Source organism: Bradyrhizobium sp. MOS001, assembly GCF_004634465.1.
In the GTDB taxonomy this organism is placed as follows: Bacteria; Pseudomonadota; Alphaproteobacteria; order Rhizobiales; family Xanthobacteraceae; genus Bradyrhizobium; species Bradyrhizobium barranii.
Window position 1 is genome coordinate 414834 of sequence record NZ_SPVJ01000003.1, and the last position, 11313, is coordinate 426146.

Sequence of the window (11313 nt, forward strand, 5' to 3'; positions counted from 1 at the left end):
GCTTGGTTCAAACTCGAGTTCCGCTGAGCCGCACATCGAGGAGACGTGAAGCGCGGTGTCAGGCGTGCGGATCGATCGCCTTGGTCGAGAGCTCCGGTCCGGCCTGATGAGCTCGCCGCCCGAGTCTCGCGGGGATCAGACCTGCAGGGATCAGAAAAGGCGTTGCCGCGGCATAGACGTCATATTCAGGGAAGGCCAGTCTTAGAATCCGCTCTTCGTTGATCATTCGTCGGCACTGAATCATCGCAACCACGATGGCGATGAGCACGGCAAGTGGTGAAAGGACCTGAAGTGTGACACCGACCAACGCAATCCCCTCACATAGGTAGAGGGGATGCCGGACGACTCGATAAGGCCCTTCCGTCACAAGGCGCCTCGCCTCCGGTAGAATGCTGAAGGATTTGCCCAACCAGCGGAGTACCACGATAGAAAGCGAGATCCCCACAAGGATCAACGTCGTGGACAGAGCCGACCAGATCGGGCCGAGCTCTGCCTTCGGAAGGAAAGCGAGTGCGACGGTCGGAAATGCGCCCAGCAGGGCCGAGACCCGCATCTCAACGCCCTTCGACTTCATTGTCGGGACCAGCCGGGTCATGGTTGTCAGTGCAACGAGTCCGAGGAACAGGACGTTGGCAATACTGGCTGCGATCATCAGCAAGTTGTCCACGCTGCCCAACGGAAGGCGATGGATGCTGGCGGCGCCAATGAGAGCAGACCCGCCATAGACGATCACGATGGCCACCCTGGAGGTCCAGTCCAGCCAGGGATTGACGCCGCCGGCGATCCGGTTCCTGGCTGTCCCCTCCTGGCCGACCTTCGCGTCAGTCACAGCAGTGATCTCGCTCGCTCAAAATCTGCCTCACTAGACGCCAGGCCCCTGGAGAGGTCAATTGGCTGGCCACATCTCCGGGCGCGGCCACACCAGCCAGTCCCATGCGGTTCCACATTCCGCGGACCTTCCGGATCGTCGAGTTGTCATTGAACCGAACCTGTCGTGGCGACACGAATGATAAAGCGCATAATTAAACAGTAGTACTGCCATGGGTTTGCACGGATTCGTGAATTTGCGCCGAATCTTGTTCCTTCTTCCTGTGCTGCTGCTCTTCTTCTGTCAGCCGGCATGGGCGGGGAATCGCGTCGCACTTGTCATTGGCAATTCTGCCTACAAAAACGCGGCGCCACTTTCGAATCCCGTCAATGACGCTGCGATTGTCGAGGCGACACTAAAGAACGCAGGTTTTGACGTTGTGCAAACCCGCCAGGATCTTCAGGCGATCGAGATGCGGCGCACGCTGCGCGATTTTGCCGATCAGGCTCGCGACGCAGATGTGGCCGTCATCTACTACGCCGGTCATGGTATGGAGATCGAAGGTACGAACTATCTGATCCCGGTCGACGCCACCCTCGAGCGCGATACGGATGTGTACGATGAGGCGTTTTCGCTCGATCGCGTCATGCTGGCCATTGAACCGGCAAGGCAGCTGCGGCTTGTGATCCTCGACGCTTGCCGCAACAATCCTTTCTCCGAAAAGATGAAACGGACGGTCGGCTCGCGGTCCATCAGCCGGGGCCTTGCCCGAATTGAGCCGGCGACGGCGAATACTCTGGTTGCCTTCGCCGCCAAGGCTGGCTCGACAGCGTCGGACGGCAACAGCAAGAACAGTCCCTACGCTGCCGCATTGGTCAAATATATCGGGACTCCGGGTCTGGATTTGCGCAGAGTGTTCGGCTTCGTTCGCGACGACGTCATGAAAGCGACGGGCAATCGGCAGGAGCCCTATGTTTACGGCACGCTTGGCGGCGACGACGTGCCGCTGGTGCCCGCCAAGGAAACAGCCAAGGAAACAGCCAAGGGGCCAACCAGGGAACCAGCCGGAGAACCAGCCAGGGAGGCAGCGAAGGAAGCTGCCCCATCGCCAACGCTGCGATCCGAAATACGGCGCGACTACGAGCTCGCGCTGCAGGTTGGCAACAAGGATGCACTGAACTTCTTCATCGTCCAGTATCCGGATGGTTACTACGCAAGTCTCGCAAAGCTTCAGCTCGCCAAAATCGATGCGGAGGAGAAGCGCGTTGCTGCGGCCGAAAAGGCGCGTCAGGCCGAGCAGGAGCAGGCGCGGCTCGTGAACGAGGGCGCACAACAGATGCAACTTGCCAAGGCTGCGTCGGATCTGAAGGCAGCGCAGGAAGCGCGGGCCGCCGCCGAGGCCGCCAAGGAAACCGCGCAGCATCAGGCTGCTCAAGCCGAACAAAGGCGTGTCGCGGCTGAAACGGCACCTGCCGCGAAGAACGCTGCACCATCAGCAACAGGTCAGCCGCAAGAGGCGAAGGCAAACACTGACACAAAAGTGGCAGCGCTCCCCAATCCACAGGCTCCCGTGCCGCCACCTTCGCCAGCCGAGCTGGCAAAATCGGTGCAAACCGAATTGCGCCGGGTCGGTTGCCTCACGGGATCGGCCAGTGGGGAGTGGGATGCGGCGTCGCGGCGCTCGCTTGAGCTGTTCAATCAAAGCGCCGGCACCAAGTTCGATACCAAGACCGCGAGCGCCGATGCGCTCGATGCGATCAAGCTCAAACCGGCGCGGGTTTGTCCTTTGATTTGCGGATCCGGCCTCAAGCGCGACGGCGATCGTTGTGTCAAGATTGCCTGCGCTGCGGGTTACTTTCTGAATGGCGACGATGAATGCGAGAAGCGCAAGGTCCGTCAGGCCCCGTCCGCAAGACTTGAACGAAGGGAGAGGGAAGCTGCTCCTGCAAGACCCGCAAGACCCGAGGCCAGCGCAAGCAACAAGCCGGAAGGCGGCGGAATGCCATTCATGTTCTTCCTGCCCTGAAGATTTCAGCCGATATCGTGTAGCGCCGTGTTCAAGCATGCCGTTCGAGTCTGCATCGGCCATTCTGAACGTAAGCCCGGCCCCAGTCTTTCCTTGCGGAGATTTCCGGGTCTTCGCGACACATTTTCCAGCTGGATTGGCCGACCCGCGCACCAGGGGCACATGCTCGTCTGACCCGATTCACGTTCAGTCGACGAGGCGGGCGAAACGTGGCTCGTTAGTCGCCGTTGTGGCTAACAAGGGTCAAACAAACCGCTCACGCGATTGCTGCCGCGAAAGCGCATAGGAACGCGAAGTGCGCATATGTGATTGCCCTCAGGCCGGCAGCTGTCGCCGTAGCTGAGGACCGGACAGCGTCTTTCCGGCCGTGACCATCTTCGAAAGACGGCGCAGGGAGATACGATCGCAATTTCGGACTTCGGAGAAGCTGATGCCCATTCCGTTGAGGATTTACATCACGCCATTTGCCGACAGGGGGGTCGTTGAGCCCGGGCAATGGAGCAGCGACGCGGCCAAGAAGGCGCTCGACGTGGTCAATACGATCTGGTCAAAGGCCAAGATCGCGTTCGTGATCAGCGATTGCTTGATGGAGAAGCCGCTCGACATGGCAAAGAGCGCGCGCAGCAATGATCAGCGATTGCTGGGTGTTCTTGCCTCTCGGCACGATCCGGACAATGCCATCCACATCTACCTCGTCAATTCGATTGAAAATCTATCCGCCGGCGGAAGTTCATACCCCAATAGCGAACCCGAGCCGGCAAGCTTCGTCCAGTGGTATGGCAATGACCACGCCAATGGACGCGCCTGGGCTCACGAGCTTGGCCATCTGATGAGCCTCGATCATGTCGAGATCGACTATTCCAATGAGAAGCAGGCGGCGCAACGCGTCAAGAACCTCATGACGAAAGGATTGAGCGCCGGCTCCGACTTGACTGGCCAGCAGATCGATGCAGCCAAGGGCTCAAAGCTGATCAAGCGATTTGGCGGATAAGTCGTCGGGCCGACCGCCGAAGTCGCCGTCGTCCTGCAGATCGCGTGTCCGAAGCGGGGGAACGTCCTCCTCGCGTGGCGATCTCCGCCGAATTCAGAAAAACGACTACATTGTGGCAATCGGCGCGGTCATTTCGGCACGGGTCTGGAGCCCGATCTAATCCGCCCATCCAGGCATGGGCCGGACAACGGCGCGCGCTTAATGGGCGCTTAATGCTTTTGCGCAACAGATAGATCACCAGCGCGGAATTAGTCCTAGTTACGAGTGCGAGCCGAGCTCCCGGAGGAGGGGAATCGGATGGGACTGCTTTTTGTCGGAGTGCTGGCGGGAGTCCTGATCGGCTTTGGCTGGTTTGCGCCTTCCCGAGGGTATTTCCTCGGATGCGCGTCACGACCCTGTTTCGCTGTCGCCCAACCCGCGCCGCCAATGCCGACGGCGTTGGCGCAAGAGCCTGCGGCTGTCAGATCGAGTTCCGCAACGCTGGCAAGGCCCGGCAAGACATCATCTCCGAAATCTCCGAAGAAACGCGGATCGACCGACCTTGCCAAAGCGGCGTCCCCGCGGACGAGCATCAGCGTCCCGGCATCCGAACGGCCCGCGGAAATGCCGGACCCTGCTCTGGACAAGGCGAAGGTTGCGATCGCGACGCAGATGAGGGGGCCGGAAACGGTCGAACTCAGCGACGTGAAGCGCGCAATGCGAAAGAACATGTTTGGACGCCCCGTGGATACGATTTGCGGCCGCGTGAAAGGAAGAAGCGCGTCAGGCGGCGAGACTGGCGAGAGGCCGTTCCTGTATCTCGTGAAGGAGGATGAAGCATATGTCGTCGACGGCAAGTCAGGGTCGGCGGCATCAACGGCGTATCGAAATATCTGCAATTAGGGATGCGTCGACTGCACCACCGCGCGGTACACGCCCAGATGATTTGAGCGGAAAGAATTTCCCCCCAGGTGTCGAGTGATCCCGCAGTGGATACGGCACTAACGCGGCACTGCGCCGCTCTCGTGATGATGCATTCAGGATGAATGCAGCAGCAGGGGAGACGCAATACGGAATGGGAATATCGCGGAGGTTCTTTTCATCTCGAGGACATCATGCACGACATAACCAACACTTCAAAACGGCTTAATGAATCCCTTCATTTGCCGGTTCTGGTGATCATCGAGCCGCTCCTGTTGCCTCGTACATGCATTCTGCACGTCCTCAGGCGGGAGCTGGACGAACTTGAGATCCTTGACATGGCATCGGTCCAAGGCCTGGACTGCACGTCAGCCCGCGATGTTCGTCTGGTGCTGCTGAGTATCGCGGACAAGCCCATCGGCGATCCCTCGGTTGAGGACGATCTCGCCTTCGTTGCGGAGTGTTGTCCCAACGCCGCCACTGTGGTCCTGTCAAACCACGAGGACGAGCCGACCGTGCAGGCCGCGATGCAGCGGGGCGTGCGCGGCTTTCTTTCCACCTCGCTACCGATCGAGATCGCCATAGCCGGCCTGCGCCTTGTTCTTGTCGGCGGCGCCTACAGGCCGTTGCCCGTGGCCGGGATGAACAGGATACCGGATTTCGAGCCGCCGGATGCGCGCGGGCTCGCGCCCGCATATCTGATGAACGAGGGAGCCAGAGTGGCTATCGACAGGAGTGTGACCGATCTCACGCCTCGTGAGCTACAGGTTCTGGCGGAACTGGAGCTCGGCCTGCCCAACAAGCTGATCGCCGCCAAATTGGGCCTGTCGGAAAGCACGGTCAAAATGCACATTCAGCATATCATGAGGAAATGTGCCGCTCACAATCGCACGGAGGCCGTGCTCCGCTGGCGCGGCCGGTTGCCCGCGCCGAGTCGCGATCACGTCCCCGGCGTGGCTCTCATGCCGGAGACCTAATGCATGATCCGGACCCGGAAAGGCGCGATGACGATTCACCCGAATCTCATCGCGCTTCAGTCCTCTCTGAATGCACCACGGAAGCTGTCGAGCAGGGGCCTGAGCGCGTAGAGAGCCACGGTGCCGCGCCCCGTCGTGATGAACACCTGAACCGGCATGCCGGGGACGATCTGGATGTCGTTCGCGACGATCTGTCCGTCGTCGATCCGGATCCTGGTCGCGTAGTATGGCTGGTCGGTACGCTTGTCGAGCAGCCGGTCTGCGGATACGTGCACGACGGTTCCCTTCAGGCGAGGCACGCGACGCTGATTGTACGGTACGAGTTGAACCTCGGCATTGAGGCCGGGATGAACCACATCGATGTCCTCGGGCCTCAGGCGCGCGGTCACGACGAGACGGTCTTGCCGGGGCACCAGGTCCATGAGCGGAGCGCCCGCTCCGATGACGCCGCCGGCCGTATGAACCCGCAGATCGGTTATCACGCCGTCCTCGGGCGCCTTGATCTCCGTTCGCGATAGCTGATCCCTGGCCGCAAGCAACCGCTCGCGGAGCTGGAATATCTGGTTCTGTGCTTCACGAAGCGACTGTGCGATCTCGTTCTGCCTCTCGCTCTCGAGCTTGAACAAGGTGGCCTGCTGTTCGCTGATGACCTGCCCGGCGCGGGCAATCTGCGCGGCGATCTCGCCGCGGCGGCCCTCAACGTCGGCCAGCTCCCGCTGCAGGTTCAGCAGCCGCGGCCGCCGTTCGAGTCCCTTGTTGACGAGGGTCGCGACCATATCCAGTTCCTCCCGAACGATGTCGACCCGTTGCCCGGTGGCGGTTTCCTGAGCCTTGAGACCTTCGATCTCCTTCTCGACTTGACGCCTTCGTTCGCGAATGACCGCAAGCTGCGACTCGTGAACCTGGAGGCGTGCCTGAAAAATGAATTGCTGCGCCGACACCGCGGCGGCCGCCACCTCGCTCTGCCTGCTGTCCTGTTCCAGCGCGTCCGGGATTGCGATCCTCTCGAATCTCTGCTGCTCGGCTTGAAGCCGTGCGGCACGAGCAGCGGCATCCCAGAATTGGCCTTGGAGGCTTTGCATCTCCGAGCCGGCCCGGGTGTCGTCCAGCTCGATCAGCGTTTGGCCGCTGCGCACGATATCGCCATCCGAAACCAGGATCTTCCTGATGATGCCGCCTTCCAGATGCTGAATCGTCTTGCGGCTCGATTCCGATTCCACGACGCCGGAGGCGATCGCGGCGCTCTCGAGAGGCGCGAGGCTCGCCCATGTCCCAAGCCCTAGCATGAAGCAGAGCACCAGCAGATTGCCCGCGACGGTGATACCGCGAAGCCTTCCGCGCGGAGAGGTCGGCGTGGGCGTCGAACACCATGGAAATTCCAGAGGCTCGAAATCGTCGATTGCGGTCACCACGACGCCAGATCGCCGGGCGGGCAGGGGGCTCGCCGGCGCTCGCATGAGCTGGTCCCAGATCATGGGAAGTCTCGATACGGCGGGATGCGTCCATATGGTGAGAGAGTTCCAGATCATGGCGCAATCTGCGAAGTAACCTGGGGGCGGCTCAGGTGCCGTTCAAAGATGTCCTCGCTGTCGCCGAACGCGGCGACCGCGCCGCCCTCCATGATGGCAATCTTGTCCGTGGCGGCGAGGAGACCCATCCGGTGAGTGACGACGACAAGGATGACGCCTGCGAGCTTCATGTGCTCGATGGCATCCAGGAGCATTCGCTCGCCCCCGTAGTCGAGGCTGGCGTTGGGTTCGTCGAGAACGACGAGGCGTGGACTGCCGAAAAAGGCGCGGGCGAGACCGAGGCGCTGCCGATACCCGCGCGAGAAGGTTGCTTCGCTCTGAACCACCGTGTCGTACCCCAGCGGCAGGCCCATGATCGCCCCATGGATACCGACGAGCTTGGCCGCTTCGATGACTTTCCGTCGGTCGGCATCTTCAAGGCGTGCGATGATGTCGTTGATCGTGTCGCCGAGCAGGTTGATGTCCTGGGGGAGATATCCGAGGCGGTCGCCGCTTCGGCCCTCGCGAAGCAGCGAGACGTCAGTATTGTCGAGGAGGATACGGCCATGCGTTGGCATCGACAGCCCGGCGATCACCTGGCCGAGCAAGGACTTGCCTGACCCGGACGGACCGATGATGCCAAGGCATTCTCCGGGCATGAGGCTGAGCGAGACACCGTTCAGCAGAAGACGGTTGGTCCCCGCAAGCCTCACGTCAACATTGTCGACGACGAGGCCGCTTCGCGCCTGCGGCGGAGAAACCTCCGCGTTCTGCTGCCGGGTGACGGGGAATGCGGCGAGAAGCGCGCCGAGCCGCTGACAGGCGCTCACGGCCGTCACGAGTGATTTCCAGCCTGCGACCGCACTTTCGACCGGCGCGAGCGCACGGCCGAACATCAGCGTGGCAGCAAAGATGATGGCCGGACTCTTCCCGTGATCGAGGACGAGCCATGCGGCAGCCCCCATGATCAAGACCTGCGACAGCGCGCGAACCGGCTTGGTGGCCAGCGAGACGATCTCGCCTCGCCGGAGTGCCACATCGTGCTCTCTGCGGGCGTGCTGCGCGTCACGGTGGATCATGCGCGCAGCGCTATCGAACATTCCCATGGCGCGGATCATGTGGATGTTGCTCGCTGCAGTCTGGAGGCGGCCGCAGCTTCTGGACAGCGCGGCGCCGGATCTGAGCAGAACGTCTTCCGTGACCAGCTCACCGGCAACTGTGAGCGCGAACAGGAAGGCGACGCAACAGGCGCCCACCACGCCAAGCAGGGGATGGATCAGAAAGAGCACAAGGAGGAACAAGGGCGCCCAGAGCGCGTCGAACAGCATCGGACATGCGCCGGACTCGACGAACTGGCGCAGCACGGTGAGATCCCGATATGCGCCCGACGCTTGCGTCCAATCGCTGCGAAGCGCCGATTCGAGGCCGGCCGAAAGCACGCAAGGACGAAGGCGATCGTCGAGCCAGGCGCCAAGGCGTCCCAGGACGGCGCGCCGCAACGCATCGAACACGCCGCCGACGACCACTGTGATCGCGACAATGAGCGTGAGCAGGAGCAAGGTGTCGCCACTCCGGCTCGACAACACCCGGTCGTAGATCTGAAGAAGATAGATCGAGGGCGCAAACAGGAGCAGGTTGTAGCTGCAGCTATACGCGAATACGAGACCGAGCGGTCCCGCGCAGGACCGGAGGGCCGCGTGCAGTGGCGTCCTGATCTGCGGCAGGATAGGCAACCGAATGGGCGGCATCAGCATGATCGTCACCGCCTGAAATCGAGGTCCGGCGCACTTGACCGATGGCCAACGCAATCCGGCAACGGCATCGGTAGATCATTGGCGTGAAATCCAGGACCGGCGGCCGCGGCCGCCGGTCCCGCCAGTCGGACGAGCGGCTGGTTAGAGCGTATCGAGATGGAAGGTCACTCCGCCACCCCATGCGAAGTTGCCGTCTCCGCCATCGCCGCCGATGCCGGCCACAACTTCCTGGTGCTGGTCCACCATGACCTTGTTGATCTGGGTGGCATCCGTATTGGCGTAGACCTTGGAGGTATCGTAGCCGCTGTAGGATTTTTGGCTTCCGTTCGACTCGGCGTCTCCGCCATGGGCCTTCGAAAAATACGAGGCCTTGGCGTTTGCGCCGCCGGCATCCCAATCCGCCGTTTGTTTGACGTGATCGCCGGTGTTCACGTGCACGTCGGCACCTTCCGCCTTGTTGGTCGGATCGTAGTTGACAGTCGGCTTGCTGATGATGGCTCCCTTGAAAGTACCGTCGCCGCCATTTCCGGCACTTTGACCACCGGTGTCGATCGATTTGACTTTGATCGTATCCGAGATGTTGATTGCCTTTGGCATCATTTGAGGCCTCCGTCGGTTTGTTGGCTGTCGTGCAACATCCATCCCGATCAGGCGGACGCGCGCGGCAAGTCTGGTCCGCCCGCGCGCGATGGCGATAGATGTCAAATCGGACACCATCCGGTTTGGTGGGCCTACGTACGAAAGTACGACATTTCGTCAGGAGACGCGCCTCTGCGCGGGCTTTGCATGCGAAGAGTGGCGACGGCGCGTGCCGCGATGCGATCGGCTATGCGAGCGATGCGACGTTTCGCTATGCCACCAGGTGAAGATCCGACAAGAGATGCGCGGCATCGCCACCCAGTGCGAGATTGCCGTGGCCGCCGTCCCCGCCAACGCCGGCGATCTGGACCGCACTCTGGTCGATGTGCACGTTGTTGACCTGATCGGCTACGGCCGTCGAATGGGGACCTGCGATTGCGATGTTGATGGGTGCATAGATCGCGACGCTGACGTCGATCAGACTGCCGGCAAAATAGCCGTTGCCGCCATTGCCTGCGCTGTTCGAGCCGGTCGCGATCGTATCGGAACCGCCCCACAGATTATGGGAAAGAAGGCTTGCATGGCCGCCCGCTGCGGCGTTGTCGTTGCCGCCGTGCCCGCCAATGCCAGCGATCTGAACCGCGGATTGATCCACGGAGACATCATTTATCTGGACCGCGTAAGTGCTGGAACCATAGCCCGCGATTGCGATGTTGATCGGGTTGTACACTACAAACGAGGTATGGACGAGTTCACCGTAGAACACGCCGTCACCGCCATTGCCGGCCTGGCTTCCGCCCGTTTGAACGCCAAAGACGCCGCCTCCGTTGCTTGATCCCCAGCTGGGGTCGAGCGTCATGACGCTGCCGCCGGCGGCCAAATTGCCATATCCGCCACTTCCGCCGACGCCCGCGATCTGAGTGGCCGATTGATCGATATCCACCGTGTTCGATTGACTTGCATGCGCAGTGCCGCCCGAGGCCGCCACCGCAATATTGATCGGATGATAGATCACCACGGGAGCGTCCACGATCGCACCCGAGAAATAGCCACTGCCGCCGTTTCCGGCGCCGTTGTCGCCGCTCGCGATCAGGCCGGCGCCTAGGGACGTACTGACGCTGCCTCCCGATGCAATGTTGTCATTGCCGCCATGGCCGCCGACGCCGGCCATCTGAAAGGCGGACTGATCGACATTCAAATTGTTGGACTGGTTGGCCAGGGCGACCGAGCCGTATCCCAAGCTCACCGAGATGTTGATCGGTTGATAGATCAACAGGGACGCGTGAATGATGCTTCCGTAGAAGTAGCCATCTCCGCCGTTTCCGGCCGTGTTGGCTCCGCTCTCGACCGCAGCAATGCCCATCCCGGGATGTGATGCGCCGGAAGCGGGCGTGGTGGACGAAGCATCCAGGCCCGCCGCAGCGTGGTTGCCGACGTGGCCGCCCGTGTCGCCCACCGACGTGGGATGTTTGGATTGAATCGGGTCGGAGTCATTGTGCTGGGTGTTCGCGCTCGCGGGGTGCGCTCCAGAATCTGCAAGACCTGCAAACGGGCGGGGACCATGGACCAGGGCGCCACCGCCAACCGCGTCAGTCAGGAACGGTGCGCTCGGTGCCGGACCCGCTTCGTCGTCACCATCGTACCCATCGTGGCGATGGGAGGCGTGATGCAGCCGGATTGCATCCGACATCCGCGAAAAATCCATCGTAGCCTCCCTCATCGCAATCGCTCCGCGCGATCGGACGGGTTCTGCACTCCCGACAGACTGTC

General features: G+C 61.6%; 9 protein-coding genes. 4 read left to right on the forward strand and 5 right to left on the reverse strand.

Translation table 11 applies throughout. The features are described 5' to 3' along the window. Nucleotides 1–58: 58 nt before the first annotated feature. On the reverse strand, nucleotides 59–829 hold the full coding sequence (locus CT676_RS07560) for an isoprenylcysteine carboxylmethyltransferase family protein (protein WP_063981829.1): 771 nt from the start codon (nucleotides 827–829) through the stop codon (nucleotides 59–61). A 211-nt stretch (nucleotides 830–1040) separates the two neighbouring features. Between CT676_RS07560 and CT676_RS07565 the strand changes: the two genes are divergently transcribed. The 4 genes from CT676_RS07565 (at nucleotide 1041) to CT676_RS07585 (ending at nucleotide 5702) form a co-directional block, all read left to right on the forward strand. Next, nucleotides 1041–2834 (forward strand): caspase family protein, encoded by a 1794-nt coding sequence (locus CT676_RS07565; RefSeq protein WP_135214250.1) that lies wholly within the window; start codon nucleotides 1041–1043, stop codon nucleotides 2832–2834. A 430-nt stretch (nucleotides 2835–3264) separates the two neighbouring features. Beyond that, the gene (locus CT676_RS07570) at nucleotides 3265–3825 is read left to right on the forward strand and encodes a hypothetical protein (protein ID WP_135214251.1); all 561 of its coding nucleotides are present in this window, start codon (nucleotides 3265–3267) and stop codon (nucleotides 3823–3825) included. 297 nt (nucleotides 3826–4122) lie between these two features. Continuing rightward, nucleotides 4123–4707, forward strand: a complete 585-nt coding sequence (locus CT676_RS45150; RefSeq protein WP_244623096.1) for a hypothetical protein — start codon at nucleotides 4123–4125, stop codon at nucleotides 4705–4707. Between the two features lie 212 nt (nucleotides 4708–4919). Beyond that, on the forward strand, nucleotides 4920–5702 hold the full coding sequence (locus tag CT676_RS07585; protein WP_135214253.1) for a response regulator transcription factor: 783 nt from the start codon (nucleotides 4920–4922) through the stop codon (nucleotides 5700–5702). 56 nt (nucleotides 5703–5758) lie between these two features. Here CT676_RS07585 and CT676_RS07590 read toward each other — a convergent pair whose 3' ends face one another. The 4 genes from CT676_RS07590 to CT676_RS07605 all read right to left on the reverse strand — a co-directional run bounded on the left by CT676_RS07590 (nucleotide 5759) and on the right by CT676_RS07605 (nucleotide 11248). After that, nucleotides 5759–7111, reverse strand: a complete 1353-nt coding sequence (locus CT676_RS07590) for an HlyD family type I secretion periplasmic adaptor subunit (RefSeq protein ID WP_244623097.1) — start codon at nucleotides 7109–7111, stop codon at nucleotides 5759–5761. 116 nt (nucleotides 7112–7227) lie between these two features. Then, nucleotides 7228–8964 (reverse strand): ATP-binding cassette domain-containing protein, encoded by a 1737-nt coding sequence (locus CT676_RS07595; RefSeq protein ID WP_135214255.1) that lies wholly within the window; start codon nucleotides 8962–8964, stop codon nucleotides 7228–7230. 141 nt (nucleotides 8965–9105) lie between these two features. Next, complete coding sequence (locus CT676_RS07600; protein ID WP_244623098.1) at nucleotides 9106–9669, reverse strand: hypothetical protein; 564 nt, start codon at nucleotides 9667–9669, stop codon at nucleotides 9106–9108. Between the two features lie 145 nt (nucleotides 9670–9814). After that, the gene (locus CT676_RS07605; RefSeq protein WP_244623099.1) at nucleotides 9815–11248 is read right to left on the reverse strand and encodes a hypothetical protein; all 1434 of its coding nucleotides are present in this window, start codon (nucleotides 11246–11248) and stop codon (nucleotides 9815–9817) included. Nucleotides 11249–11313: the final 65 nt, after the last annotated feature.